This window comes from Mannheimia haemolytica (assembly GCA_900638155.1).
GTDB lineage: Bacteria > Pseudomonadota > Gammaproteobacteria > Enterobacterales > Pasteurellaceae > Mannheimia > Mannheimia glucosida.
The window spans coordinates 232,244-256,004 of record LR134495.1 but is presented as its reverse complement, the minus strand read 5'-3'; the positions used below and the strand labels follow the sequence as shown (position 1 = coordinate 256,004).

Annotated in this window: 39 protein-coding genes; all 39 read right to left on the bottom strand. The window is 43.0% G+C overall.

Annotated elements, in window-relative coordinates:
* Position 1: 1 nt before the first annotated feature.
* A complete protein-coding gene (locus tag EL242_RS01385; protein ID WP_126301219.1) occupies positions 2 to 1,360 on the bottom strand; it encodes a DNA circularization protein in 1,359 nt (452 codons plus the stop codon).
* Positions 1,360 to 3,747 (bottom strand): phage tail tape measure protein, encoded by a 2,388-nt coding sequence (locus EL242_RS01380; RefSeq protein ID WP_126301218.1) that lies wholly within the window; start codon positions 3,745 to 3,747, stop codon positions 1,360 to 1,362. Before EL242_RS01380 ends, EL242_RS01385 begins: the two co-directional genes overlap by 1 nt.
* 52 nt (positions 3,748 to 3,799) lie before the next feature.
* Positions 3,800 to 3,988, bottom strand: a complete 189-nt coding sequence (locus EL242_RS01375; RefSeq protein ID WP_126301217.1) for a hypothetical protein — start codon at positions 3,986 to 3,988, stop codon at positions 3,800 to 3,802.
* Between the two features lie 29 nt (positions 3,989 to 4,017).
* Positions 4,018 to 4,383 (bottom strand): hypothetical protein, encoded by a 366-nt coding sequence (locus EL242_RS01370; protein ID WP_126301216.1) that lies wholly within the window; start codon positions 4,381 to 4,383, stop codon positions 4,018 to 4,020.
* Complete coding sequence (locus EL242_RS01365) at positions 4,383 to 4,757, bottom strand: phage tail protein (protein ID WP_126301215.1); 375 nt, start codon at positions 4,755 to 4,757, stop codon at positions 4,383 to 4,385. Before EL242_RS01365 ends, EL242_RS01370 begins: the two co-directional genes overlap by 1 nt.
* Before the next feature lie 10 nt (positions 4,758 to 4,767).
* Complete coding sequence (locus EL242_RS01360; RefSeq protein WP_126301214.1) at positions 4,768 to 6,180, bottom strand: phage tail sheath subtilisin-like domain-containing protein; 1,413 nt, start codon at positions 6,178 to 6,180, stop codon at positions 4,768 to 4,770.
* Entirely contained in the window at positions 6,180 to 6,359 is a 180-nt protein-coding gene (locus EL242_RS01355) for a DUF2635 domain-containing protein (protein WP_006248661.1), read from the bottom strand. The genes EL242_RS01360 and EL242_RS01355 overlap by 1 nt, the downstream gene beginning before the upstream one ends.
* Positions 6,346 to 6,612 (bottom strand): Gp49 family protein, encoded by a 267-nt coding sequence (locus EL242_RS01350; RefSeq protein WP_006251292.1) that lies wholly within the window; start codon positions 6,610 to 6,612, stop codon positions 6,346 to 6,348. The genes EL242_RS01355 and EL242_RS01350 overlap by 14 nt, the downstream gene beginning before the upstream one ends.
* A complete protein-coding gene (locus tag EL242_RS01345) occupies positions 6,609 to 7,247 on the bottom strand; it encodes a DUF1834 family protein (RefSeq protein WP_126301213.1) in 639 nt (212 codons plus the stop codon). Before EL242_RS01345 ends, EL242_RS01350 begins: the two co-directional genes overlap by 4 nt.
* Complete coding sequence (locus EL242_RS01340) at positions 7,244 to 7,669, bottom strand: gp436 family protein (RefSeq protein WP_126301212.1); 426 nt, start codon at positions 7,667 to 7,669, stop codon at positions 7,244 to 7,246. The genes EL242_RS01345 and EL242_RS01340 overlap by 4 nt, the downstream gene beginning before the upstream one ends.
* Positions 7,669 to 8,004, bottom strand: coding sequence for a hypothetical protein (locus EL242_RS01335; RefSeq protein WP_232019703.1), 336 nt, complete (start codon positions 8,002 to 8,004; stop codon positions 7,669 to 7,671). Before EL242_RS01335 ends, EL242_RS01340 begins: the two co-directional genes overlap by 1 nt.
* 127 nt (positions 8,005 to 8,131) lie before the next feature.
* Entirely contained in the window at positions 8,132 to 9,040 is a 909-nt protein-coding gene (locus EL242_RS01330) for a Mu-like prophage major head subunit gpT family protein (RefSeq protein WP_126301211.1), read from the bottom strand.
* Positions 9,040 to 10,116 carry a phage protease gene (locus tag EL242_RS01325; protein WP_126301210.1) on the bottom strand — a complete coding sequence of 359 codons (1,077 nt, stop codon included), beginning with the start codon at positions 10,114 to 10,116 and terminating at the stop codon, positions 9,040 to 9,042. Before EL242_RS01325 ends, EL242_RS01330 begins: the two co-directional genes overlap by 1 nt.
* 256 nt (positions 10,117 to 10,372) lie before the next feature.
* On the bottom strand, positions 10,373 to 10,789 hold the full coding sequence (locus tag EL242_RS01320; RefSeq protein ID WP_126301209.1) for a phage virion morphogenesis protein: 417 nt from the start codon (positions 10,787 to 10,789) through the stop codon (positions 10,373 to 10,375).
* Positions 10,790 to 10,939: 150 nt separating this feature from the next.
* The gene (locus EL242_RS01315) at positions 10,940 to 12,244 is read right to left on the bottom strand and encodes a phage minor head protein (protein WP_126301208.1); all 1,305 of its coding nucleotides are present in this window, start codon (positions 12,242 to 12,244) and stop codon (positions 10,940 to 10,942) included.
* A complete protein-coding gene (locus EL242_RS01310; protein ID WP_126301207.1) occupies positions 12,231 to 13,904 on the bottom strand; it encodes a DUF935 domain-containing protein in 1,674 nt (557 codons plus the stop codon). The genes EL242_RS01315 and EL242_RS01310 overlap by 14 nt, the downstream gene beginning before the upstream one ends.
* Positions 13,905 to 13,963: 59 nt before the next feature.
* Entirely contained in the window at positions 13,964 to 15,589 is a 1,626-nt protein-coding gene (gene terL, locus EL242_RS01305; protein WP_126301206.1) for a phage terminase large subunit, read from the bottom strand.
* Positions 15,590 to 15,592: 3 nt separating this feature from the next.
* Positions 15,593 to 15,739, bottom strand: a complete 147-nt coding sequence (locus tag EL242_RS11430) for a hypothetical protein (protein WP_172595334.1) — start codon at positions 15,737 to 15,739, stop codon at positions 15,593 to 15,595.
* Positions 15,739 to 16,239: a DUF1804 family protein gene (locus EL242_RS01300; RefSeq protein WP_126301205.1), complete on the bottom strand. Its 501-nt coding sequence runs from the start codon at positions 16,237 to 16,239 to the stop codon at positions 15,739 to 15,741. Before EL242_RS01300 ends, EL242_RS11430 begins: the two co-directional genes overlap by 1 nt.
* 7 nt (positions 16,240 to 16,246) lie before the next feature.
* The gene (locus EL242_RS01295; RefSeq protein ID WP_126301204.1) at positions 16,247 to 16,501 is read right to left on the bottom strand and encodes a hypothetical protein; all 255 of its coding nucleotides are present in this window, start codon (positions 16,499 to 16,501) and stop codon (positions 16,247 to 16,249) included.
* On the bottom strand, positions 16,501 to 16,758 hold the full coding sequence (locus EL242_RS01290; RefSeq protein ID WP_126301203.1) for a hypothetical protein: 258 nt from the start codon (positions 16,756 to 16,758) through the stop codon (positions 16,501 to 16,503). Before EL242_RS01290 ends, EL242_RS01295 begins: the two co-directional genes overlap by 1 nt.
* Positions 16,751 to 16,909, bottom strand: a complete 159-nt coding sequence (locus tag EL242_RS11425) for a hypothetical protein (protein WP_172595328.1) — start codon at positions 16,907 to 16,909, stop codon at positions 16,751 to 16,753. Before EL242_RS11425 ends, EL242_RS01290 begins: the two co-directional genes overlap by 8 nt.
* Positions 16,910 to 16,920: 11 nt before the next feature.
* Complete coding sequence (locus tag EL242_RS11605) at positions 16,921 to 17,292, bottom strand: DUF2681 domain-containing protein (RefSeq protein ID WP_126301202.1); 372 nt, start codon at positions 17,290 to 17,292, stop codon at positions 16,921 to 16,923.
* On the bottom strand, positions 17,289 to 17,522 hold the full coding sequence (locus tag EL242_RS01280) for a DUF2644 domain-containing protein (RefSeq protein ID WP_126301201.1): 234 nt from the start codon (positions 17,520 to 17,522) through the stop codon (positions 17,289 to 17,291). Before EL242_RS01280 ends, EL242_RS11605 begins: the two co-directional genes overlap by 4 nt.
* A 2-nt stretch (positions 17,523 to 17,524) precedes the next feature.
* The gene (locus tag EL242_RS01275; RefSeq protein WP_126301200.1) at positions 17,525 to 18,058 is read right to left on the bottom strand and encodes a glycoside hydrolase family 108 protein; all 534 of its coding nucleotides are present in this window, start codon (positions 18,056 to 18,058) and stop codon (positions 17,525 to 17,527) included.
* 85 nt (positions 18,059 to 18,143) lie between these two features.
* Positions 18,144 to 18,566 carry a Mor transcription activator family protein gene (locus EL242_RS01270; RefSeq protein ID WP_126301199.1) on the bottom strand — a complete coding sequence of 141 codons (423 nt, stop codon included), beginning with the start codon at positions 18,564 to 18,566 and terminating at the stop codon, positions 18,144 to 18,146.
* Between the two features lie 134 nt (positions 18,567 to 18,700).
* Positions 18,701 to 19,051, bottom strand: a complete 351-nt coding sequence (locus EL242_RS01265; RefSeq protein WP_172595333.1) for a hypothetical protein — start codon at positions 19,049 to 19,051, stop codon at positions 18,701 to 18,703.
* Positions 19,048 to 19,251, bottom strand: coding sequence for a hypothetical protein (locus tag EL242_RS01260; protein ID WP_126301198.1), 204 nt, complete (start codon positions 19,249 to 19,251; stop codon positions 19,048 to 19,050). Before EL242_RS01260 ends, EL242_RS01265 begins: the two co-directional genes overlap by 4 nt.
* An 81-nt stretch (positions 19,252 to 19,332) precedes the next feature.
* Positions 19,333 to 19,758: a gp16 family protein gene (locus EL242_RS01255; RefSeq protein ID WP_126301197.1), complete on the bottom strand. Its 426-nt coding sequence runs from the start codon at positions 19,756 to 19,758 to the stop codon at positions 19,333 to 19,335.
* The gene (locus tag EL242_RS01250; RefSeq protein ID WP_126301196.1) at positions 19,742 to 20,296 is read right to left on the bottom strand and encodes a hypothetical protein; all 555 of its coding nucleotides are present in this window, start codon (positions 20,294 to 20,296) and stop codon (positions 19,742 to 19,744) included. The genes EL242_RS01255 and EL242_RS01250 overlap by 17 nt, the downstream gene beginning before the upstream one ends.
* Complete coding sequence (locus EL242_RS01245; RefSeq protein ID WP_232019677.1) at positions 20,293 to 20,553, bottom strand: hypothetical protein; 261 nt, start codon at positions 20,551 to 20,553, stop codon at positions 20,293 to 20,295. The genes EL242_RS01250 and EL242_RS01245 overlap by 4 nt, the downstream gene beginning before the upstream one ends.
* Before the next feature lie 156 nt (positions 20,554 to 20,709).
* Positions 20,710 to 21,105 (bottom strand): hypothetical protein, encoded by a 396-nt coding sequence (locus EL242_RS01240; protein ID WP_126301195.1) that lies wholly within the window; start codon positions 21,103 to 21,105, stop codon positions 20,710 to 20,712.
* 3 nt (positions 21,106 to 21,108) lie between these two features.
* The gene (locus EL242_RS01235; protein WP_126301194.1) at positions 21,109 to 21,684 is read right to left on the bottom strand and encodes a DUF5420 family protein; all 576 of its coding nucleotides are present in this window, start codon (positions 21,682 to 21,684) and stop codon (positions 21,109 to 21,111) included.
* A gap of 22 nt (positions 21,685 to 21,706) precedes the next feature.
* Positions 21,707 to 21,889, bottom strand: coding sequence for a hypothetical protein (locus EL242_RS01230; protein ID WP_126302683.1), 183 nt, complete (start codon positions 21,887 to 21,889; stop codon positions 21,707 to 21,709).
* Positions 21,890 to 21,899: 10 nt separating this feature from the next.
* Positions 21,900 to 22,079, bottom strand: a complete 180-nt coding sequence (locus EL242_RS01225; protein WP_111402748.1) for a hypothetical protein — start codon at positions 22,077 to 22,079, stop codon at positions 21,900 to 21,902.
* A gap of 9 nt (positions 22,080 to 22,088) precedes the next feature.
* A complete protein-coding gene (locus tag EL242_RS01220) occupies positions 22,089 to 22,292 on the bottom strand; it encodes an ANR family transcriptional regulator (RefSeq protein ID WP_126301193.1) in 204 nt (67 codons plus the stop codon).
* A 318-nt stretch (positions 22,293 to 22,610) separates the two neighbouring features.
* Complete coding sequence (locus tag EL242_RS01215) at positions 22,611 to 23,228, bottom strand: DUF3164 family protein (RefSeq protein WP_126301192.1); 618 nt, start codon at positions 23,226 to 23,228, stop codon at positions 22,611 to 22,613.
* A 12-nt stretch (positions 23,229 to 23,240) separates the two neighbouring features.
* Complete coding sequence (locus EL242_RS01210; protein WP_126301191.1) at positions 23,241 to 23,432, bottom strand: hypothetical protein; 192 nt, start codon at positions 23,430 to 23,432, stop codon at positions 23,241 to 23,243.
* Positions 23,433 to 23,434: 2 nt separating this feature from the next.
* Positions 23,435 to 23,755: a hypothetical protein gene (locus EL242_RS01205; RefSeq protein WP_006248632.1), complete on the bottom strand. Its 321-nt coding sequence runs from the start codon at positions 23,753 to 23,755 to the stop codon at positions 23,435 to 23,437.
* Between the last annotated feature and the right edge of the window lie 6 nt (positions 23,756 to 23,761).

Sequence of the window (23,761 nt, the reverse complement as noted above, 5' to 3'; positions counted from 1 at the left end):
CCTACTCCGAATAACAATTTAACAATGTGCCACGCTCAATAAAATTAGGTTTACGGATTTGTGGATTAAGGCGTAATAGCTCGTTAGCCCGGCTGTAATCGGCGTAAAATTGATGAGCAACTTGCGGTAATGTGCCATCAAAAGCCACCTCCTTAACAATTAAAGGTGGTTTTTGATTAATTGCAGACAAAGCAATCTGCATTACTTCGTGGCTACTGTCTCTCAATGCCTCGCTTAACTCGTGCATAGCGGTATAAAGTCCGTTATTCGGCTCATTGACGGCAACATTATTTTGAGAGGCTTGTTGCATCGCACGCACCAAATTTAAGCTATTGAGTAACGCTAATCTCGCTTGTGTGGTCACATATTCAATTTCTGTCGGAGTCAGCTCTTCAGCTTGAGCCTCAATAATCTGCACCGCACTTTTTGCCAGCACAGCAGAACGCATTAACTGCAATGCACAGTTTAAGGCTTGTAAATCAGCGTGTTTAAATTGAGTAGTAAAATAACCTTGATTTTGTCGTTCACGCTGCTTAAAAAATTGAGCTGCCGAGCTAATCCGCTGTGTTTGCTTGGTTTCGAGTAAACGTGGGATTTTTGCGACCTCGTCAAACTCTCGTATTAAATCATTAAATGCCGATTTAACACTTAATACCGTACCAAAATTGTATTTATCTGCTGCCCGCATAAATGCCTTAAAAAACAGACGGATTGCCTCACTGCTTTGCGGTAAAAATGAGGCTTTAGTCACCCCTAACGGCAAATCATAGAGACTATTGTCAAAATCCAATAAGCTAAATAGCTGCTCTCCCATATAAAAAATAGCTGCCCATTGAGAGAGCAACCGCTTTTTAACATTATGCGCAGCCACCACCATTTCCATATTTTTCGCCCACCAAGCGGTCACTTTTTCCACTAAATTTTCAATTTGCAGTAAAAATTTATCAATACGAGAGAGCAAACTGTTCTCAAACACAAAAATAGGCTGCATTTCGGAGGCTTCAGCAAAATTAAGGTCGAGTGAGACATAATTCACATTCTCCGCATCGTGGCGGAGGTTTGCCGAAAGTAACATCATATTTGGCATACGACCACGCACAGGGTGGACTAATACACCTTCCCCCCGTTTTTGCACCATCGCTAAAAAGGCTTTATAGTCGGCATAATAACCCTCGCCAAACAATACCGCTTGTAGCCGTACTGTTTGTTTATTGAGCCCCATATCCTCTAAATCAGCCCCATTCACAAAAGGGTAGGCGTGTTCAACTACCGCTCGCTCAAAGCTATCGTCCACCGCAAGCACATCAAAACGTACACCTTTAAAACTTGCCTGCTGAATAGGCATTGTCCAACCGCTCATTACGCCATCCTTTTGTTAAAATTAAACTGATATTCAGCCACTTTTTCAGCTACCACCGAACCGTCCAACTCCACGGTGATTTGATTTGCAATCGTATGAGATTGCGAGGCAAGCCCTGCCTCAATCCCGGCTGAAATCGTTGCCCCAAATGCCTGAAAGTCGGCTTGATAGGTGGATAGGGTTTGAGTAACCGAATCAACTTTAGGGCGTAACTCCTGTGATACTGCTTGCTGTAAATTTGGGATTGCACTAAGCACTCCTTGCATTGCACCTGTCGCAATATTAGGTACTGCAGGATGTGGAGCAATCTGTGGTAATGTAGGCTTAAAATTCGCAACATTATGTGCCACAGTACTTGCTACACTAGGTAAATAGACCGCAGATGCTTGTTTAGCCTCATAAGACTTAATATCTTTCCGATACTGCTCAAGGGTTTCATTTCTGCGAAAAAAAGAATGAAAACGGCTACCTAAAATCTCTTTTTTGTACTCGTACATTTTACGAGCTTGATAATTAGGATCTCTTAACTCTGCTTTTCGCTCCTCACTCATCGGGGCTTGGTCGCCGTGTAGCATTGTGGCAACGCCTGCAACACTAGCAAAAGAGCCACCAACCGAAAGCAATTTACCTACCTTACCTTTACCTCCACTAGCTTTTGATGATTTATCCAAAACATCACCAATTAGTCCGCCCTTGTCTTTTTTACCGGTTAATAAATCAAGCACACTTGATGCAGCAAGAGCAGCCCCAAAGATTTTAACGGCATCTGTTGCTCCGCTAACAAACTGGATTAAATTAGGGTATTGGTTAGCATAGCTAGTTAAGAGCTCCGCTAAAGTACCTAACACACCGTTTACTTTGTCAAAATTATCCATTTGGGCAAATTCAGTTGCATTCTTTAATGCCTCTACCTTGTGCGAATTAGTATCACGAATAACGGCGTGAGATTGTTCAACCGCCCCATCGCTGCCTTGTACATCAGCACGCACACTATCACCTAACTCTTTATTATTTCGGATAGCGACTAATGCCATTAACGCTTGACGGTCTGATACAACTTGCCCTACTGCGGTAGCCTCAATCAAATCGGTCATTTGTTCTAATAGCTTCTTAGCCTCTTCGCCTTTAGCATTTTTTATCCGCTTTTGGAGCATTTTATACTCGTCGTTATTAACGACAGTATCCTCCATAACAGACATAAATGCCTGTAATGAGTCTTGCCCCTTGCCTTTGTAATGCTCCATTGATTTAAGATAATCAATGGATTTAACCTTGCCATCACTGCCTTTATATTTAATTTTTTCGAGACGGTCGGTGGTTTCTTTTGAGGTAATTTTAGCCAATAGGTTTACAAGATTATTACCAGCCTCATCACTGGTTCCTGCTGTTACTCTAGCTTGCTGGTTAGCGACTAATAAGGCTTCTAGTCCCTCAAGTCCACGCAAGCCAATAGATTTACCGGCAGCCATCTGTTGTGGCAACCAGCGAGCCATATCTGCAAGCTCAAAGTTACCTGCTTGCCCTGCTGCAACTGCCATATCTAAGGCACGACCAATATCTTCTTCTTTGATGCCAAACTGTTGCATAGAGGAGATCGCAATTTTTGCCATATCCTCCGAGCTTGCTCCTGTTGCTACCGCTCCTTTCTGCAAGGTTGGCAATAGGCTCATTGCAGTTTCGGCTTTGACTGTACCGGAGGCAATGAGCGTATCAAGCGTAACTAACGCATCCTCTTTTGTGCCACCCCCAACCTTAACTGCCTCTTGCACCGCTGCTAATAACTCTCTTTTGCCCTCAATACGTCCTTTGACATCACGGTCGGAAAAAGCGGTGTTTGATGCCATTGCTAACTGTCGGTCAAATTCCATCTGGTTTTTGGCAGGCTGACGAGCCATTGCTACACCTGCTGCAATGCCAACTCCTGCACTCATCAACCCACGCCCAAAGCCTTTAGCCTTATCCCCAAAACTGCTTTTTCCCAGCTCTGCATTCAGTTCTCGCACTCGTTGCTTAGTGGCTTCTGAGGCTCGGCGGAGTTCGTTTTGCGAGGCAACACCGGAGCGTTTTAAGCGATCATACGCCGCACGAGTCTGCTCAATTTCACGTTGGATCGCATTTTCAGCTCTAACGCCCAATGTTTCACGGGCTTTGGCTACATCCGCAGCCACTTTACGGGCATTACGATAACTCTGTTCAATCTTTTTATTTGAGGTTTCCGCTGCATTAGCCGCTTTCTGTGCTGATTGGGCTTGTGCATTGCCACTTTGCTGTGCCGCTCGCTCGGTATCCTTAAAGGCTTTTTCTGCATTTTTGGCAGTATCTTTAACCACTTTCGAGGCATTATCCACCGCAGTTAAAATCAGTTTTGCATTTAATTCTTTTGCCATTTTTAAAGTCTCATTAAAATGATTTTAAAGTACAAAAAAGGGGCTTTCGCCCCTATTCAATTTTGCCACGCCGAGTAAAGACATAGCTTTCGTGTTTCACTTCGCTATTCGTACCCATTGGGCTATGCGGTGTTTTTACGCCCTCACTCTCCAAGTAGCTCTCAATCCAGGCAAACACTTCCAACAGTGGCATTTGCCACACTTGCTCGGCTGTGATTGCAAATTTTGAGAGTAAAATCACCGCTTGTCGGTACTGCTTAAAGGCTTCCGCTACGCCAAATCGGGATTTACCGGGCTTTCGCTCTCGCTTTGGTTCGCCCCATTTTCTAACCGCTTTTTTCGCAGTTCCAACGTTGCCTCAATCAAAGTCCAGTAGTCATCAGCGGCAAGGTTATCAAATAAAAATTGAGGGGTAACGGTCTCTTTATCCAAGCCATCAAAGCTCACTTGCTGAGAAAGATAAGCCATATCGACCAACGTTTGCTCACGCTTTGATAAAGCTTCCGAGTTTTCCTCAAGCCCTAAATCAGCTATCATTTCTTGAGCGGTACATTGACCGCCCATTGTCAGCAATCGTACAGTGCAATCACGGTAGATTACGCCGTTATGTTCAAAACCAAGTAGGGTAACTTTCATTACTCTTCCACCTTACGCAATGCGTGCAACTGGATATCTCGTACTGTTTCGTTATCGACAGTATAAGATTCTCCAACTTCCGTCGAGAAACAGCCTAAATAAGAAGTTCTCTTTCCTTCATTACCTAATGGGTATTTTGTTAATTTGGCATTTAACATATTTTCCCAATCAATTTCTTCTCCCTCCTCTGGCACAACAGCAGTGATTGTGATTGAGTATTCTTTAATGCCTTTCGTGTAGCCCTTTGAACGACCTTGAGAGTTCATTGTTTTTACCAACTTACGACCCGTAAGCGTTTTAACATCAAGTTTGGTAATTTCCGCCTCTTGACCATCCACTTCAAGAACGCACGAGCCTTCATAAACAATTGACATCTAGCACCCCCTATAAAATTAACGTAATTTTGTTACGAATAACGTGTAAGCCATTAACCACATCCGCAGGGATTTCTAAATCCAAGTAAGTTGGGTCTTGAGCATTACGCACCACCAATAAGCGAGCTTTCCACGCTTCCACATTTTCGATTACCTCTTCGCCCTCAAGCTGATACAGCACATCTAAAATTTCCGAACGTACTTTTGCCACAATACGGTGCGAGTTTTTCGCACGAGGGAAACGCAAACGCTGACGGGTTTGGATTGCCTTGCGCACATAGTCAAGTGTGCGAATAGTGGTTAAATCCAAATAGCTTGGGTCGTCCGTGTTGGTGACATTTTTGGTGTAAGTGGTAATCGCACGGGTAATCTGCACACGGCTTGCCACTACCTCAATCGGGCTTAAACCGTGATATAACGCTTGGTTTACTTCGCTAAATAACGGCTTTTGCGAATCATCCACCACTGTTAAGCCTTTAATTTCAAGGGTATTCAATGGGCGAGCAGGATCTTCTTCGCCCGCAATTACCGCACCAAGCCCTGCTGCAATCATTGCATTTGATTCAGTCGCACCTTTGTACCAACCGACAATAATACGCTCACTGTTAAGGCTTGCAGTTAAGGTTGTGCCGGTGGCATAAGTGCCACGCCAGCCCATTACACCAATAGCCGGTTTATCTTCAATCGGGGCCGAAACCGATTCCAAATGGCTACGCAACGCCAAGGCATTTTCATCATCTGAAAACGGCGAAATAATCACGTTATAATGCGTGCCGGCAACGCTTGCCAACGCCGGAGCAATTAGGGCATTACGCTGACCATTTTCAAACGCACGAGCCTCAAGGGTTAAACCTGTTGCCGTATTTTTGGTTGCAATGCTAATTTCATTGCCGATTTCGCCTTTTGCTTTTGAGGTCAGTTTAAGTGTCGTTTCACTTTCCACACTTGCCACCACAGGGCTATAACTCGCTGCATTAATCACATTAACTAAACGAGCCACAATCGCCTGTGCTTCTTCGCCTTTTGCGGCTGCAACTTCGTAAGCTGTGCCGGCAATCGTAATACGCACCACACCGGCATAAGTTACTGTGCCTGTAAAACTAACTTGCCCTGTTGCTGCAATACCTGCCTCGTGGTCTTTTAAGCCCACCACCGTTAAACGGATTAGCGGATTATTTTGGATTGCTTGGCGAACCATTAAATGAGCTACCGAGCCTTTACCAAATAAATTTTCCGCCTCCACATCGCTAAAAATCTTTTGCGGAGCAGTAAAAGCAGCCTCACCGTTTAGCATTGGTGCAACAATTAGCACCTCTTGCTCATTGGTCGGCAAGGTGGTTACTGCATCTTTGTTGTTGTATTCGGTCAGCACACTTGGTTTGCGAATACTGTTCGGGATTTTCTCAAATTCAATTTTTGACATTATTTGCCCCCTGTTTCTTTAGCGGATTTGGTTTCTTTGACGACAATCAAATCGCCATCCGCAATGCGGCGTTGATAGTAAAGGGTGTTTTCAACCTCTACTGCCTCTTGTTCAATATAGTGATGCGGTCGGTTTTCTACCGGCACACGCACCCCTTTAGCGGCTTTAACCTTTAGCATTTTTTACCTCCTCATAGCGTTTTTGTGCCAACAAATACCCTTCAAGCTCCCAGATTTTTGAGACTGCCTTGGCATGAGCGACACTTTCGCCAATCTCTACATCAAAGTTGGCTACATCTAAACAGGCACTTTCGCCAGTGACTTTATAACCATTTTTGAGTGTTAATACGCAAATTGTTAATGTGCCATTAACAACATATTGCTCATTAACAATCACACTTTTAATGTCATCAATAGTGAGTTTATTTTTCATTTTTCCTCGCTTACCACCGTAACTGCGGTGGCTGCATTGTTATTCGGGTCAAAAATCCGATTATTAAAGCCCGATAAATCGCCTTGCGGTTCATCTAGCTTGCCTTGATACTGCTTAAAGACTTGCTCATTCGGCTCAAACCCTTCAGGGAATCTACCATCATCAAGCACATTGCACTCGTTGTAGCTGATTTCAAACTCAATAGCATAAGCAGAGAGTTTCTCTTTCTTCACTTCCGCATTATTCCAAATAGTACGGATTCGCTTAGGCTGGATAGGGTGGACTAAACCGTCTAAAGTCTGGTTAATCAATAAGGTCTTAACTGCCCCCAATAGCTGATTTACCCCCACCTCTCGGCTTGTTACGCCACCTAAACGCCCAGCAGTCTGATTTCGCATTGAGCGAGTAATAACCAACACCACAAACACATCAGTGGCTTGATAGCGTTTACCTCTTACTCCCATTGATTTCGCCTCGAACGCCGAGCCACCATAAGAGACAAGACAAGCAGGCAAACGGAGAACATCTAACTTCTCATCGTTAATTTCCCCGGCATAACCAGCAACGGCATACACCATTTTGCCTAAGCCCAGCGTTAAACGCTCAATCAAAGCACGCTCAATTTTGCTAATCATCGCTTATCACGCCCCCAAATACGGTTGCCCCCGTTAAAAAACTGCACTGTATTTTCGCCAGTAGCCGATTCTTCCTCATTGGTTTCATCAACCGCTAACGACACTACGCCCTTAGAGATGTTTTCCAGCTCTTTTAAGCAAAGTTTGTAGCGGTTTTCCACCTCTTCGGTCATCGTTACTAATGATTTGCTGGTTAAATGATAACGAGCCAAATCACAGCAAATACGCTTTAAATTTTGCGGTACAGTCTTTAATGGCAGACGGTAACGCCCACTTAAATAGCCATCAATTTGGCTGGAAGAGTCCGCTAAAGCTACTTCAAGAGTCGCTTCATCAACCACGCCTACCATTTCACGGTCGGTTAGCTCAATGGATTCCTGTTCGCCAATTCGCAAAACGAAATCATTAACCAACGCATACATTACGCATCGCCCTCAACAACAGGTACAAACTCCAAATAAGGGTCGTTAGCTAATGTGATAATCTGCTCATCAGTTAAATCAGCACGAGCAATTTCTACCGCCGTTTTTTTGCTGAAACGATAACCACAACGCCCATACGTTGCCTGTGGGTGGATAGATTTCAGCTTGATTTCAAAGGCGATAGGGTCAATTAAGCCTCCTTCATCTTTGCCATTAGGTTCTTTCGTATCATCTTTCAGCGTTTCATCGCTTTCTGATTTTGTGCCATCTGTTAGATTTTCTGCTTTGTCCGCAGTGTCATCTGTTGCCGTTCCCTCCTGTGGTGGAGGTGGCACACCATCGCCCTGCGGTGGGGTATTTCCAGCAGGTGGCGTTGCAGTTTTTTGCTCAGTATCGACCGCTTGTGTTTGTTTTTTATTACGAGACATAGTTTTCCTTAGTGGGGGATAATCCCCCACATCATTAGGCTAAATAAGGAGATACAATGACTTTAACAATGCCACGATTTACGTTAGTTGAGCCTTCATTTTGCATTGCTTCTGCAATTTTCAAGGCTTTTTTACGCAGTTTAGGTGGCACAACCAGCAAATTAGGCACAAGACCTAACTCAATACCACCATCGCCTTTTTGGCTACACATCTTGTCATACACTTCGTCAAAATTTTCTTCTGTTAGATCTTTTTGAGAGCGGTGAGCCATTTGCCAATAGCCATAACCTGATGCACCACGGCGGTCTGCACCATAACGGATTTTTTTCTCCATAAAGAAGGCCTCTGAATTTTCAGAACCATTCGTCATAAAGCGTGGTTCAGTACGTTTCTGCCAAACAATAGGTTTAATAATCGGGTCAGAAGCACAAAGCAAAAACCAAGCTGGACCTGTACCTTCATCAATGTTTGAATATGGAGTAGATGCACCTGTTCCATCTTCTTTTTCGTAGATTGGATGATCCGTATCAAAAAAGTTCTGTCCGTCATAACATAAGGTTTCATGACCTTTTTTAAGTGCTAAATATGATTGACGAGGTTTTACTTCTTGAATTCGTTTACCTAAGTTTTTAGCCGAGATCATTTTTCCAGCTAACTTATTATCCATTACATCATTTTCGGTAACTTCAATACTGGTTTCCCAATCCTTGTTATCTACTTCATAGGTTCGCATAGATACGTCTTTTAATTTACGAGCTCCTTTCCATTCTTGAGCAATCGGCATTTCGCTCATCCACTCATAAGTGTTAGAGGCACTATCAGATGTAATTTCCATCGTAAATTCTTCGTGAGTCGTATCAACAGGTGTCTTTAAACCCTCATTGAAGTTGAGTTTAATCGCCGTATCTAACGCTTTGATTTTTTCATCTTTAATTAAAGCCATTATTTAACTCCTTTCTTTAATTCTTGTTTTCCTTTCGCAAAGGCTTCCACCGTCATTCCTGATAAACGAGCCATTTCGATTTCTTCGTCGGACAAAGCGACTACTTGATTTTCACCATTCGGCTCTTCACCGCCCGACTGCATACCGTTTAACGCAGGGTTAGGGGTAACGGTTTTCAAAAAGTCGGATAACGCTACTAAGTCTTGCTTACCAAGCTTTTCCGCCCACTCTTTTTGAGCCGGCAATAATCGACCGTCAGAGAGAGCCGTTTGAATTAACGCATCACGCTCTTTATCGTTCATTTGCTGTTTTAAGCCATTCAGCTCAGTTTGCACCGCTTGCAAGTCGCTTAACGCCACAAACTTCGCCGGGTCAGGGTGATTCACTTTGGCAGAGAGTGCAACCACTTGGCTTTTCTCTTTTGCCAGCTCGGTATAAACATCACTTAACGCCACCGGGCTATCGCCTTTGGCTTTCTCAAGTGCGGTCAATTTTTCGGTAATTTGCTCATCGGTCGCATTTGCCGAGAGTGCAAATAATTTAATTAACAGTTCTTTCATTGGAGATTTTTCCTCGCTAGGTTCTAGGTAATGGGCAAATTGGCTTGAGGTTGCTACCACCTCGGCTAAATTGTGCAAAGCTGGGCGATTGGTTAAGGCGGCATTTAATACCTTAATTACACGCCCCGACTTGTCTGCTAAAAACAGCGGAGAAAGGTAACGGTATTCGCCATTTTTAATTTCAGCGGTGGCTTTTTCCGTCCACTTCACCTGTACAAAAATGCCTTGCCCTGAAATATATTCTGCTTTCACCATCCAACCGGCAGCAGGGTTGCCCTTGCCATTGGTTGCCACATAAAGGGTTTGATGCTCATAATCAATCATTAGTCGGATTGTCAAATTATTGATGTCATCAGCAAGCTGATAACCGTTTGAATCATCTACATACCAACCTCCCTCACGCCCGTCTTGCGGGTAAAACCAACCATAAGGAAAAAGCTGGATATGACCATTCGCTTCCTCGTTAAGCTGGAAACTACACGCAATCGGGTTTAGTTTGAATTTCTGCGTAAACACAAAACACCTCAGATACAATATTGAGGTTAGAGAATAGGGGATTGAGAGGAAAGAGTAACGGGGAGCAACTTCCACAAGTTGCAAATTTTCAGAAAAAAGTGACCGCTTGTATTAAGCAAGAAATGTAACCCATTTTAAAACGCTTTAAATCCGTTTTAAAAAATTTTAAAAAAGCTGGAATGATAAATCGTACCACATAAAACAAAAACGCCACAGAGAGTGATTTAGGGGCTATCTGTGGCGATTATCTTATCGCTTAATCCAGCAGTTTTTGCCAGTAGGCTTGCACATCGTCTAAAATATCTTGCCTGTCTTGCGAGGTCAATTGCAAAAACGGGCGGGCTTCAATTTTTACTTTACGCCCACGCCCAGCCATACCACCAAATTGATGAATGGCTGCATAAGGCTCATTCGTGCCAACAATCGCCGAATCATTGTCATAATCGCTAGTAATACTGCCCATTAAATTTTCCGTATCAACTAGCGGCGTGCCTTGCCGATGTTTTATACCCAGCCATTTCGGGCGACCACCCTCATCAAAATTCGTCAGCACTGCCGATTCCATCGTGCCGGCAATATTCCTCATCAAGTCGGTTTTATTTGCCGTTTTAGCAGCAATACGGTTAAGCGTGGCAATAATTTCATCAATGCCGTGGATTTGGATTTCAACCATTTTTAACCTTGTAAGTTGATTTTTAAAGTAAACAGGGGTATATTCCTTTTACGGTTATTAGAAAAGCGGTGATAATCTCCCTGCCGCAGCCTATTTGAGATGGCAAGTCCTGCTCAAATGACCGAGAGCGTGTGTAAGTGACCGGGAGCCTTACCTAATAACCGTATTTTTCAACAGCAGCTTATCCAATTCTTTTTGTCCAATCTCCCTTGTTGATACCAGAAATAATTCACCAAACTCTTCTAAGTATTTCACCACAACAAGAATACGATAATGCTCAAAGTTTCGTATAAAGCTGAAATTTTTGCCTTCTTGCAAAATATGATTAGGCTGAAAAATTACATCGGGAATATTTGCATACACATCAAGCCCAAAATCCTGCCCCTCACGGCTATTAAACTGCTTAATCAGTGTGTCATCCGAAAGCCATACCGTGCCGGCTTTACTGCCAATCTTCTGCTGAGTTTCCTCACTTAACCGACCAGCAGCAAATTTAAAGTTTTGATTAAGGGAATTTCGCACTTTAACCATCTCATCAGGCGAGAGTTTTTTCGCCCCATCTTTGGCAAGTGCCACAGCCTCTTCTAACTTGTTAAACACCTGCTTAAATTCACCACCGTTCATTTCTGCTTTGGCAAATTGGTAAGCCAGCTTTTCAGGGTATAAATCCAAATTCGGCTTATAGGTTAAACGCCCCACATTATAATCAAAACCTTTATCAGCCAATCGCACCGTACCATCAGCCAATTTAAAACCAATGGTCTCTTCTTGGTTGCCTAACTTATCTTTTGGGCGTTTTGCCTTAACTAAAAACGCCTCGCTACTGCCGACTTCGTCAATCCCTTTGCGTTTTAAATCCCGATCACTTAACGCAATCACGGTACAACGGCAATTAAAACCGTTTGGCGGGTAAAAGGTCGCCCAAAACGGATCATCATAACGATAAATTTTACCGTTTAACGCTTGATGAGCAGGGCGGGTGCGTTGGTCGCCTACCGCCGAATACTGCCAATAAGGGCGATTATCCACATTCTCCATATACCGCTGATAACGAGCCGCAGAATAAGCCTGTTGCATATTAGTACGATAAATCGTATTCAAGCGGCGAGGCGTACCAAAATGCTCACCGGTTTTCGGGTCGGCAAGCAATTTGCCGTCAATACCACGACTAATCGCTTTGTCGTGTCCATACACCCAGCCTTTTCGCTCAAATTCAGCCGTAAGCGTTTTCTTCCACTCATTAAAGGATTTCCCCTCACGCCGTGCTTTTTCCATCGACTCATAAATATCTTTGGTCATTTCAAGGCTGGAAAGTCTGCTAATCGTAGTGGCTCGCCCCAATGCAGAGTCAAACAGCTCTTGCTTAAACACTTTGCCGGCAAGGAGTTTTTTCTGGCGTAAAAACTCAATCGCCTGCTTAGGTTCTAACCCAATCGCAAAATTAGCTGTCGGCATTCGCAGCCCCCAATAAATCCGCTAAAAATAACGCATTGGCTAAATAGCGGTTATGCTCTTCACTCACTAAGTCAGGATAGGCTTCTGCCAATTTTTCTGCTGCCTCATCATAAGAGCTACACGCCATTACCACCGCCACAGCCTTTTTCGTGATGGGGTCGAACTGCTTGTTAAAATCCGGCACAGTAAAAGCTTCATCAGCTAAGTTATCTAACGCATCTTGCTCTTTAATACCGGTTTGGGGTTGAGCCGACAAGGCGTTAACCTTACCCCCACAACCACAAGAACAGCCAGTAATCTGTTCCCCATCTTTGACAAAGAAGGGGTTAGGGGGAGATTTAACAAAATGTGCTGATAATCCCACCGCTTGCCCCGCTGTTGGCAGAGGAGCGACACGCCCTAGCACCGCTTCATTTTCTTGGGCTTCAGGGATGCCGAGTTTATCCATCGCCCACTGCACCGGAATCGGCATTCCAATATCCACCAATTTTGGCAAGCTATCAGCAAATAACGCCAAGTCTGCCGGCTCTTTGGTGTCAAACTCAAAGCTCGGGATACGGTTTGGATCAACCCCGGCAAAGTTAATCTGCAAAAACGGCAGAATAATTTGCTGGGTAAAGGTCTGACCTAACTGCTTAACATCAGACACCAACAAATCACGCCGCACTTCGTTATGCACATTGCCGAGTGCATTAGTAGATATCTTATTATCTGCACCACTCGTCAAAGTTTGCCCCAAAATCAAGCGGGCGATAGATTTCTCGCACCAATCCACCATTTGCAAAAACGGATTATTGCCGGCTGCACCGCCTGCGTTTGCGGCGTTATGCAACTCAATACTCATCGACTCCGGCATAATTCCGGCGGCGTTGTGTCCGATTTCCGCTAACGCACGTTTTAACGTGTCTTTTTCGCCTTTGGTTGCCCCTGCCCCATATTTACCGATGCGAATCGGCATACCGTACAGTTCTAAAAACTCGGCAAAGTCGTGAATGCTATAATGCTTAAACATATACAGCCACGCCAGCGAGCGGAATAAATTATTGCGTGCCGCCTGTGTGGAGCGTGATTTATGCGTATGCACCACCCAGCCAAATTCTCGTAATGGCTCACCTTCGGTATTTTGTCGGGTTTTCAGCAACAGATTATCTACCTTATCCCACTTAAACCACGATTGCGGACGGTGGATAAAGGCGTTCGGATACCACAACTTGCCGTTAAACGCCCATTCAATTTCCAATGCAGCAAAACCGTGACCGACTGCATCCATACAGTCCATCACCAAATCTTCAAGGTTGCCGAGCTGATAAAACAGCTCATCGACCTCATCACGCAGTTTTTCTTCCTGCGGTGTAGCATTGCGAGGGGCAACAATCGCCCAATCCACGCCCAATGCGGCACGCTTACGGGTTTGGATATTTGCAAAAATCGCACTGTCCCGTTCTTCAATATCCATAAACAACTCGTGCTGAGCGGTAATATCGCCGTTCTCCGCATCTTCAAAAATCGCCTTCATCTTTGCCGGGGTAATAAAATTGCTTGGGTGGTCGGAAAGCACCCGCCCCGTTGCAGTAATTTCGGCTAAATCCGTTTGCAATTCCTGATTTTTAATTGGGTTTAAATCAGGTTTAATTTGTTTTTTCTGTTTCTTTTTTGCCATTTTAAATTCCTAACACTATAAAGCCCCCTCTTTAATCAAAGAGGGGGTTGGGGGAGATTTTAATGCCGCCACTTACTCTGATACTCACCGTCATCATCGCTCACACTCTCCCACTCAATCGGGGCAGAAGAACTCACGGCATTACGCCATAACATTTCCAACGCATCGGGTCCGTCATCGTGATCGGCTTTCGGAAAGTGGCGTAGCTGGCTTTCAAGGGTCGATTGTGAGCGGTGCAGTAAAATCAAGCCGTTCGCAATGTGTGGCTGTAAACTTTCGATTCGTAATACTTTATCAGTATTAGGTTTTACACTTGCAAGAGGCACTGGGACACCACGTGCCGCAGACCGCTTAATAATCTCACTATTTAAAAACTCCTGAAATTGGATCCCCTCGCCAACCCATCGGTGGCAACTATATTGCATATGTAGCCGAATAATGTCCTCAATAATTAAGTCCGGCAAACGTTTTTTAATTTGTGCCTCTACTATATAAAGCTTTCCGGTTTCACGTTGATAGCCGCCGACTAAAATAGCTGATGGGTCACGACTTGCTCCAGCCTTGCCTAAAGACGGATCGACCGCTCCAAAATAAATAAGGTTTTCCGGCAATTCTGTCCAATATTGAAGCGAATTTGCAAAAATCGCATCATCGCCCGAAACAGGGTCGTTTTGATACTCGGAGTCAAATGCAGAATGTCCGTCACTAGCTCGGATTTTCATCAGGTATAGGATTGGACGAGCCAGCCACGATACGACAGCCCCCTTATCCATTTCGGCTTTATGTTGCTGGTAGAATAAGTCAGATAATGTGTCATCATCCCCCTCTTCGGAGAGATAAATATTCTCCCACTCATCCCATAACACCATATTGTCAGGAAAGCGTAAAATGGCTTTAAAGCGTACTCGCTTCCAGCCCTTAGTATTTAAAACCCTACTCAGCACACTGTCATAATGAAGAATTGTGCCGACATAGATCACATCAAACTTTTCACCTGCAGCACCAAGTTTTAAAACTGCTTTTAAAACCCAGTTATGCAATTTATTACGCTGTGCAGGTGTTTCTACGCTTTCATCATTCTCAATATCATCAAGTACTACTAAATCTGGACGATAAGCTCCGTGGCGACGACCACGCAATTTTTGCCCAGCCCCCACAGCTTCAACTTTTTGGTTTTTAGCCGTCATAATGACACCTGCACGCCAAACCTTGCCTTGTGCAACCTCGGGGAAATCAATTCTTAAACGAGGGTTAGATTCAATTTCCACTTTAATAGCTTCAAGCATACTGTATGCCTGTTCTTTGGTGTCCATCGCAATAATGATGTATCTTTTTAAATCACGGACTAAACACCACAGCGGGAATAATTGCGTACAAATCGTCGATTTTGCCTCACCACGAGGGGCTGCAATCGCTTGGCGAACAGATTTAGAAAGATCACTTACCGAAAGCGGTAAATTCTCAAAGAGATAATGATGCAACTGCGATTTATGCTCAGAACGCACATAATGCGGGAAATAAGCCTGCACAAAATACTCAAAGCCGTGAACAGGGTCTAAAACCTTCTGACGGCGTTCGCTAATGGCTTGTGGTTTATCGTCCCAACCCTCAAAACTCGCTTCGATATTTTGTTGTAACTGTCGCCGTAATTCTTCCAGTTCTTTTTCAAATTCTTTGATTTTCATAAATTACACACAAACTGCGATAAACAATAACCAACCCCAACCATCTGCACCATTAAGCATTAGCTTTATTGCACCGAGAATACAGGCAAGCTGAACAATCCAACGGAAATAGTAATGCTTATGCACCACAGTTTGTTTTTTCTTAGCCATTACTTAAACTCCTTTTTAAACTGCACTTCTAAATCGTCCAGCATTTCCAAAAAGTCAGGCAATAAATGTGGTTTCTTGGTTTTGACGATATTCGCCATCATCTCAATCGCACGCATAGCGGTTGCCATTACACTGGTTTCAGGCAATAGTTTCTTGCTCGATGCAGTCATCTTCGCAAACGAATCTGCAAGTGCCGATAATGCCTCAACCTTAGCGGCTGTTGGCATTTCGGTGTTTTCTTCCAGCTCCGTCATCAACGTGCGATACTTAATTAAAAAACCGGCTAACAAGCCTTGAGCGATATTCTCAATACCACCACTTGCTATTGCTTGCACATCACGGGCTTTTTCCCAGTTATCGCCGTTCTTTTCAGCGTTGGCTTTCCAACGGCGAGCTGTGCCAAACGACACACCGGCACGCTCGGCTGCCATTTCGAGGCTTAAACGGTCAAACACATAGGCTTGCCGAACCGCTTTTTGTACTTCAATATCGTGTGCCATACGCCCTCTACATTCCGAATTTCAAGCGTAACAACTCAAAACCTACAGCAACAATGCCACCTCCTACACCACCGGCAATTAAGGCTTGCTTGCGGTTTTTGGTTGCCATTTCATTCACTAAACGATTAGTCGCTTGGATTTCACGGTGTAAGCGTTCAATTTCTTCGTTTTGCTTATCTACCTTGTCGTTAAGCTCATTTAACCCGCCTAAAATCAGGTCTAATTTTTCCGAATCGGTTTGTTTATGTTTTTTTCGGCTCATTACTTATCCGCCTTTTTATCTAATTTTTGGTTTACTTCTTTGATGGAGTCTAAAATATCGTCCAATTTTTCTCTGATGCCCCGATTAACCTCGTGGGCAAGCTCTTTTGATTGATATTTACTCTCCATTTCCGCTTTTAGCTCTTTTACCGTTTGCTCATTGCGGTTGATACGATCAAATATGACCTTACCTACAAACGCCACTAACGGAGCAACTACAAAAGAGATCAGCATCTGGAACAGTTTTTCATCAATCATAACGCCCCCTTTTGGCTCGCCCGACAGGGTGTAGATTGCCTTGTGCTACCGCCGCACGTAGCCAATTATGCCGTTCGGCAAGATCGGGACGGCGGCGGTAAAAAAGCCACTGTTGCCAACGTTGGCGCAGTTTTTTAATCCACTTTCTCACGGCAAATCTCCTCATAAGTCAGATTGTGAGCTAGTATCTGACGTTTGGTCTCCACCGTGTCCGCTCGGCTTGGATACAGCAGACGGAACGCCGTGCAGCCCGAGACCGTCGTCTCTAAAGTAGCCGTGTTGGTGCAGCTGCATATCAACGGCATCAGAGCTAATACGAGCAGTGTTTTGCGTGTGTTTTTGTTGAGTTTTGGCATTTTTAACCTCTGCTTTTTGTTGTTGGATCTTGGCTTCTTTTTCTGCTTTTTCCGATTCGAGGCGGTTTACCGTAGCAAACAAGCGGTCGATTTCTCGGTTTGCCTTGCGGAATTTGTAAAAAATATAGCCACCTGCAACCACAACAGTAGCCACTACACTAAGGATTAAACTCATCATTCTGCATCTCCTCGGGATTTAAATACGCTCACCACGCCTTTTGTGGCAGGGCTGCCCAGCACACAAATACCGGCATAAGCAAACCACCAGTCGGAAATAAACGGCTTATCGTAAAGGTAGGCGTGAATTAAAATGCCCGACAGCACCAGCCAACTGATAAACTGAATAAAACCAGTCGTGCTGGCTGTGCCGTCTTTATTGGTAATTAAATCAAGTAAAAACTGTTTCATTTTTAATCCTCAATAGTGTCTTTAGCAAAATAGCGAAGATTGTTTGCCATTCGGCGAATCCAGCCTTTACCATAGCGAGAGAAATCATCAAGTTTTGTGAAAAACTCAACCCGTTCAGCAATAAATAGCGTCCCAACATCCGCAACAGAATGACGTTCAATCGCTGCCAACGTAATTTTGCCGATGACACCATCATCAGCTACACCCACAGCACGCTGTAACATGCGAGCAGCATTACCGAACCCGTGATTAACGGCAGCATCAAAGAATTGGAAAGCAATTTCTGGGGCAAATTTTTCGCAGTTGTAGCGTTGCCAGAACGCTTTAAGATAGATTTGCTTAGCTTGCTCACGAGTCATTGCACGCATTGAGCCTGTATAACCATTGGCACGAGCGGTGTGGATTGTTACTCCCCAATTGGTTTCACCACCTTTATCGTTTTTATCATTTGTATAGCCACCTTCATGACCAAGCAAGCGGTCAAATGCAAGGTTGAAATCGGCAATAGTTGCCTTGTTTTTGATAGGTTCAGTCATAAAAAAAGCCTCTTTAAATTCAATTCTGATTTAAAGAGACTTTAATGATTTAGAGCAACGGGGAGCAGGCGAAAGGATTCCACACTTAAAACAAGGTAGCTTGCGAAACGGTATGCTTACGCTGATAATATCGTACTGCCTCCCACGCAACACGATCACACACGCTGTATTTAGGGCAAATTTGCATAATCGCAAGCCTGCCACTTAGTCCACGCTCGGTTAATTGGCAATAATCGGTATAAATCTGCTGATTACGCAACATTCTTAATGCGGTTTCACAACGTGGCAAATAGACCTCACAAGCTCCCATATAAGCCTGTAATTTCACAGCGTCATTTTGCCCTAACACCTCTTTGAGTTTATCAAAATAGACTTTGCCATTAGAAAATTGAAACGAAAAGCCTCCAAAGGCTTTAATCAGCTTTTCGGTTGCAGGTAAACCAATTACACCCACAATTTCTTTCACTGTTTCCGGCAAATAATGCTCAACACTTTCAAATTCAGACATAAAAAATCCCCTTGAATAATTTCCACGAAAGCCATTATCCAAGGGGGTTATTCAAATCTGTAATACTTACTCAAAAATTTTTTGCAAATTTTGCATAAAAAAAGACCGCTTGAAAGCGGTCTTTAACTATAAACTTATTTTTTCTTAGTTGCAGAAATTGATTTCGCAATCGTAAAGGCTGTTTCCCAAGCCTGTTGATTATCTGTAACCTCAATTTTACGGCAAGCAATCGCCTCGTTATTAAAGTCAGTCACATCAACCTTATCTGAATTAACAAGCAAAATAACACGGCGCAAAGCACAAGCAGCAATAGGATTGTGATCGTGACCAAACGAGCCTGTTTCCATTCCGTAAGCTACATTTCTTAACTGTTGATAATCACCACTTACTAGAGCATTTGCAGTTTCTTGTTGAGCTTTTTCAGTTGCTGCCGTTGCACCAAGAGACGCAATGGCGAGTGTTAAAGTTATAAATGTTTTTTTCACGCTTCCCCCTGTTCTTGGATAAATTTATTTAATACGTCTCTAAGCTGTTTGGCTTTATTTACATCAACCACTACACTGGACTGATTAAGCTCAGGCACATAGGGGTCTGTTATGCCAAAAAATAAAAGCTCTCTGTATTCGTGATGATCTCTCACCTCAAGCGTCTGATCTCCACATTTTATAGAATGTATTATTGCCATAATTGCCTCTCAAAATTAAATCTCAACAAAATCTACCACAAAAAAGCCCCAATTTCATCGGGGCTATGCAAAAAAATCTCGTTATTTGGTTCTCAACCCGTGCCGGTGGTTGTAACTTGCCAACATCTGCACTAATTTGTGCAACTGGTCGTCCGTTAGCCATTGCACCCGCTCAATACCAAACGAGCGTTTGGCAATGGCGTGGGCGTAATCCCACGGCTTTTGGCTTTGATAAAGCAACGCCCCAATTTTATTCATCAACCCTTGCCTGTGTTGAGCAGTGTTACTTGCCGTTGGGCGTTTGTTGTACTTTTTAGACTTTACCACAAACCCTTTGGCTTTCATTGTTTGCAGTACGGTCATTAATTCGCTATCGGTCATCATTGAGCAGCTTGGCTTATCCACCGCTTCTAACAACAGCATTTTATAGGCGTTATCATCCAGTTTTAGCTCATTTTTGCCGATATGGATTTTCTGTATCATCTGCTTTCTAGTTTGTGGTTGCATTTTGTTTTTCCTCCTGCCATTTCAGCCAAATTTGGTAGCTTTCTGTATTCTTCACGGCTTCCAGTTGCCCCATTTGCTTCATTCTTTCCACATACATCACGGCATCGTGTTTCTTTTGGTCTGCTTGGCGTTGCTGTTGCTCAAGGCTACTCACTGCTTTCGCTTCACTTCTTACTACTGCAAATTGTGGCTTCACGCTTTCATATACTTTCTTCAAGTAATTATGGTTTGCTAATGGCTCACATCTGCCGGTTTCACGCCGATTCCGTCTTACTTGTTCCACCGTATCCATTAAGGCTTTTTCTAACACATTAGAGGGCGTATAAAGCTCCAACAAACTCTGCACAATTTTCAACGCTCGGCTATTGGCAAGGCTGTTTTTTTGCGGCTTAAATAACCCTAAATACGCCACCACCGCACGCCCACAATTCCCACCGATATTGACTATCGTATTTAACAACTCACGCCCTGCATCATCTTCAATCAACGCCTCCAGCGAGATTTCCGAATGGCAAATCGGGCATTTGCATAGTTTCATAGATTTACCTCACTATCTTCACAGACTGTTTCAATTTCTCTCCATTCGACTTTACTTTCAGGATATGGATTCTCGTGTGAGATATATCCCTCTGTAATAATAATCATTTGTTGCAATACAATTTCGCCATTTTTCTTTTTACACAAACGATAATTTGGTTTTGTTTCTTCAGTGTTAACCCTAAGAGTAATTCTATTAGGGTGTGGCGGTAAGCTAGGACGTGGAGGTAAGCTCTTTTTAGGGTCGTAAATATTCATTTTTGCTCCTTATATAGATAATCTGTATTTAAATAAACAATTAAAAACGTTATCGCTTTTGATTGCTCACTTAAAACAAACGCCGCACCTGTTTTTCAGCTAGACGGATTGTGCGGCGTTGGTTGGGTTAGTGATTACATAATTTCCTTCTTACGATCAAAGACCCCAACAATCACTCAACTCTAAGCCATCAAGTTTTTTATATTGGCGAATCAAAGCCGTTGGGGAAGGAAATGTAGGCAAAGAAACGACGATTTTTTCATTTAACTCCTTCTTACTCATAAAACCTTTGTATTCTTTTTTCTGTTTAGCAGTAAAACGAGATAATTCTTTACGATACCAAACTTCTTCCAAATAAGAGCGGAGCTCATGTGTTTCTCGCACCCACTCCCTACGAAGCTCCCCATCCACATACACAACAAGCTCCAATTTTCGCCCAGCTTGGGTAACATGTACGGTAAGTTGATGTTCTCTATATTGAAATGTAACACTCCCAACAATTCCACTTAAGGCTTGTTTAATTTCTTTCCATTGCTCTGCTGAAATAGCCATTTTTTATTTCCCCTGTATCGCTAAAAATTCACTCTCTTTGATTTCAACCAATCCCTCTGCAATCTCAGGAAATGGTTCATCATTTTTATCAATAGGCATTGGCATTTTAACCAGTAAGGTGTTTTCACAAATGCCTGCTACGGCTAAATAACTTCTACCTGATGTTGGGGAATAACTAAAATCACTTGCAAAATAAAGCATATTCAAACGTTTTAAGATATAGGGCGAAAAATCACGATGTTTCTCATAAATTTCATTAATTGCTTTAAAATCTTCTGCAAGCTCTTTCCCTTTTTTGTAACGTTTATCAGGTTTGACGAGATAAAACTCATCATCAAATTTACTTACCTTGAACCCTTTAACATCTGAAACTTGGCTAATATTGGTTGCTTTACAAGCAATTCCATTAACCATTCGATGAAACCAGCCCGAACCACTTACTAATCCATCATTGAAAGGATATTTTTCTAAAATAGCATTGAGCTTATCCTTGCGTTCTTCTTTAGATACTTGATAATCTGCATAAATGCTTTTTAGTGGCTCTTGGGTTATATCCCCTTTAAAAAATCTAAATTTCATTCTTAACTCCTTACTGGGGTGGTTAATGTTTCCGATTTGCCGTTAATAACTTAAAGTGCACCTTTGGCAACAAATCTTGCACCGTACCTAGATAAACACCACTTCGAATAAAATCGCTTTGGTTTAAATACTTTTGAGCTTGTATAAGCTGGATAATTGCCTCATTTAATTGGCTGTTAAGCCCGCTTTTTTCTTGTTCGGTCATCATATTTATCCTAATTTGTTAATTCTTGGTCTAACACTTCGCCTATTTGGTTAAGTTGTTTTATGGCAGCTTTATGGATATTTCTTGCTTTGCTAAACTCCTCATTTAACACCGCATTACTCACCATTATGAGTACATCAATCACACGATCTATTGTCTCTCTCAGTTCGAGATTTTCTCTTGTTGTCATTTACACACCTCAAAACGGTCTTTGGTGCATTCTTTTACAAAATTCTGCCCGTTGCTCCGCCCAGTCACGGTTAGCGGTCGTTTTTGCCGATAATTTTGCAACTTCCCAATGGTCTTGAGCTTCTGCATAATTGCCTTTGCGTTCTGCTTCAGCTGCTTTTTCGGCATAGTGCTTGTAGCGGTTAAATTTGATCGCCTTTGGTGTTGTTTTCATTTTTTTCTCCTGTGGTTAAAACACTTTATAAATGCCCTTCTATCTTGTCCCCCTCTTTGAAAAAGAGGGGTTAGGGGAGATTTTTAAAGGGCATTGAAAAGGTTTTTTAACTAAGACTTTCTTTTTAACTGATTTAAAATATGCAAATGATTTAATAACGATGCATATTCTTTATCATCAAAGTCCATCATTATTAATTTTGTGTTATCACAAAAGTGTACTGTTACATTCCCGTTAATATTTTCTATTGTACAAACCTTGTCTGTATTAACCACAACAGGTTTATCCGTATAATTAACATTAAAAGTAATAAACATTCTAAACCCCCGCCACATCTAAACTAATCGGCTGATATTTGCCATTTTCATCACGCTTATAAAAGCGGATATAATCTTTACTACCCACTACCTGCACGCTGTCTGAAATTGCCGTCATTGCTTGATTCCAGCGTGCATCATCAATCTCAACACGGCGTAGGGATAGGATTTTCGCCGTAGATAAATTGCCTTCCTTATCCACCTCAAACGCATTATCAATTAATGCTTTAAGTTCTGGTTTTGCCCCCTCCGACCAATCGTGCAAACACTCATCAATCAAGGCTTTTGCTGCGTGGATTCGTTCGTCAAAGCGGATATTCTCTTGCACCGCTAACTGCAACTTATATTCGCCGTCATAGGTAAATAACGTGATATTGCCTTTTGCACCGCCGATTTTTACCCCATATTTTTCAGCCGATAGGCTGACAAAAGCCCCTACATCATCAAATACAGATTGCTTAAAATTACCTAGTAGCTGACTGACTTCTTCGGCACGGTTCACAAATTGGCGTACTAGCTCATCACGCTCTTTATCAATTTCTTTCACTAATGCTTCGGGTTTTAAATTACCATTTGCATCTTTCCAGTAAATTTCATTACCGATTGTTACTTTACTCATAATACTTCCTCTCTATTCCAACCCGACTTTCACGGTGCGGATTGCTTTACCGTTATACTTCACTCGCTTGTTATGAGCAGGGGACGACATAAATCGCACTGTTTTCGCCTCCACCCCCAACCGTTTTGCTAATTCTTCCGCTGTGCCGTCAGCTACATTCTCTTCGCCAACATACAGGGCATAAATCATTCGCCGTTTTTTCATTTCTACACCTTCGTAACACGTTCAGACTCCCACACGCATTTCACACCCCGCACCTGCATTTGATAGCTGTCATACCGTCTGCCGCCTTTGGTTTTCATTCCAAACAGGCTTGCCAAGCCGTTCTTGACTAAATCCTGTGTTTTGCAGTTATCCCGTAAGACCAAGCGGGGTGGGCTTTTCGCTTCAAATTCCACTCGTTCAACTTCCAACTCCATCGCCTCACATTCCAAAGTGGCAATTTCTAACTTCACAAGGCTGTCGTGGATAAACGCATTTAAGGGGTTCATCATTTCGCCTGCTTTTTCGCTGTAAACCTTTTGCATAACTTG

Coding starts and splice junctions, on each gene's coding strand:
- EL242_RS11430 (WP_172595334.1), bottom strand. CDS start 15,739: ATGGCTAAGAAAAAACAAACTGTGGTGCATAAGCATTACTATTTCCGT.
- terL (WP_126301206.1), bottom strand. CDS start 15,589: ATGAAAATCAAAGAATTTGAAAAAGAACTGGAAGAATTACGGCGACAG.
- EL242_RS01255 (WP_126301197.1), bottom strand. CDS start 19,758: ATGCAACCACAAACTAGAAAGCAGATGATACAGAAAATCCATATCGGC.
- EL242_RS01330 (WP_126301211.1), bottom strand. CDS start 9,040: ATGGCTTTAATTAAAGATGAAAAAATCAAAGCGTTAGATACGGCGATT.
- EL242_RS01295 (WP_126301204.1), bottom strand. CDS start 16,501: ATGAGCCGAAAAAAACATAAACAAACCGATTCGGAAAAATTAGACCTG.
- EL242_RS01355 (WP_006248661.1), bottom strand. CDS start 6,359: ATGCTAAAGGTTAAAGCCGCTAAAGGGGTGCGTGTGCCGGTAGAAAAC.
- EL242_RS01315 (WP_126301208.1), bottom strand. CDS start 12,244: ATGCCGACAGCTAATTTTGCGATTGGGTTAGAACCTAAGCAGGCGATT.
- EL242_RS01365 (WP_126301215.1), bottom strand. CDS start 4,757: ATGTCAATTGTTTATGAAGGCTCGTGCGTTCTTGAAGTGGATGGTCAA.
- EL242_RS01360 (WP_126301214.1), bottom strand. CDS start 6,180: ATGTCAAAAATTGAATTTGAGAAAATCCCGAACAGTATTCGCAAACCA.
- EL242_RS01275 (WP_126301200.1), bottom strand. CDS start 18,058: ATGACTGAACCTATCAAAAACAAGGCAACTATTGCCGATTTCAACCTT.
- EL242_RS01240 (WP_126301195.1), bottom strand. CDS start 21,105: ATGGCTATTTCAGCAGAGCAATGGAAAGAAATTAAACAAGCCTTAAGT.
- EL242_RS01345 (WP_126301213.1), bottom strand. CDS start 7,247: ATGATTAGCAAAATTGAGCGTGCTTTGATTGAGCGTTTAACGCTGGGC.
- EL242_RS01290 (WP_126301203.1), bottom strand. CDS start 16,758: ATGATTGATGAAAAACTGTTCCAGATGCTGATCTCTTTTGTAGTTGCT.
- EL242_RS01220 (WP_126301193.1), bottom strand. CDS start 22,292: ATGAAAACAACACCAAAGGCGATCAAATTTAACCGCTACAAGCACTAT.
- EL242_RS01250 (WP_126301196.1), bottom strand. CDS start 20,296: ATGAAACTATGCAAATGCCCGATTTGCCATTCGGAAATCTCGCTGGAG.
- EL242_RS01280 (WP_126301201.1), bottom strand. CDS start 17,522: ATGAAACAGTTTTTACTTGATTTAATTACCAATAAAGACGGCACAGCC.
- EL242_RS01350 (WP_006251292.1), bottom strand. CDS start 6,612: ATGAAAAATAAACTCACTATTGATGACATTAAAAGTGTGATTGTTAAT.
- EL242_RS01270 (WP_126301199.1), bottom strand. CDS start 18,566: ATGTCTGAATTTGAAAGTGTTGAGCATTATTTGCCGGAAACAGTGAAA.
- EL242_RS11605 (WP_126301202.1), bottom strand. CDS start 17,292: ATGATGAGTTTAATCCTTAGTGTAGTGGCTACTGTTGTGGTTGCAGGT.
- EL242_RS01310 (WP_126301207.1), bottom strand. CDS start 13,904: ATGGCAAAAAAGAAACAGAAAAAACAAATTAAACCTGATTTAAACCCA.
- EL242_RS01205 (WP_006248632.1), bottom strand. CDS start 23,755: ATGCAAAAGGTTTACAGCGAAAAAGCAGGCGAAATGATGAACCCCTTA.
- EL242_RS01245 (WP_232019677.1), bottom strand. CDS start 20,553: ATGAATATTTACGACCCTAAAAAGAGCTTACCTCCACGTCCTAGCTTA.
- EL242_RS01235 (WP_126301194.1), bottom strand. CDS start 21,684: ATGAAATTTAGATTTTTTAAAGGGGATATAACCCAAGAGCCACTAAAA.
- EL242_RS01380 (WP_126301218.1), bottom strand. CDS start 3,747: ATGGCAAAAGAATTAAATGCAAAACTGATTTTAACTGCGGTGGATAAT.
- EL242_RS01210 (WP_126301191.1), bottom strand. CDS start 23,432: ATGAAAAAACGGCGAATGATTTATGCCCTGTATGTTGGCGAAGAGAAT.
- EL242_RS01320 (WP_126301209.1), bottom strand. CDS start 10,789: ATGGTTGAAATCCAAATCCACGGCATTGATGAAATTATTGCCACGCTT.
- EL242_RS01215 (WP_126301192.1), bottom strand. CDS start 23,228: ATGAGTAAAGTAACAATCGGTAATGAAATTTACTGGAAAGATGCAAAT.
- EL242_RS01385 (WP_126301219.1), bottom strand. CDS start 1,360: ATGAGCGGTTGGACAATGCCTATTCAGCAGGCAAGTTTTAAAGGTGTA.
- EL242_RS01260 (WP_126301198.1), bottom strand. CDS start 19,251: ATGGCAATAATACATTCTATAAAATGTGGAGATCAGACGCTTGAGGTG.
- EL242_RS01370 (WP_126301216.1), bottom strand. CDS start 4,383: ATGAAAGTTACCCTACTTGGTTTTGAACATAACGGCGTAATCTACCGT.
- EL242_RS01225 (WP_111402748.1), bottom strand. CDS start 22,079: ATGACAACAAGAGAAAATCTCGAACTGAGAGAGACAATAGATCGTGTG.
- EL242_RS01300 (WP_126301205.1), bottom strand. CDS start 16,239: ATGGCACACGATATTGAAGTACAAAAAGCGGTTCGGCAAGCCTATGTG.
- EL242_RS01230 (WP_126302683.1), bottom strand. CDS start 21,889: ATGACCGAACAAGAAAAAAGCGGGCTTAACAGCCAATTAAATGAGGCA.
- EL242_RS01340 (WP_126301212.1), bottom strand. CDS start 7,669: ATGTATGCGTTGGTTAATGATTTCGTTTTGCGAATTGGCGAACAGGAA.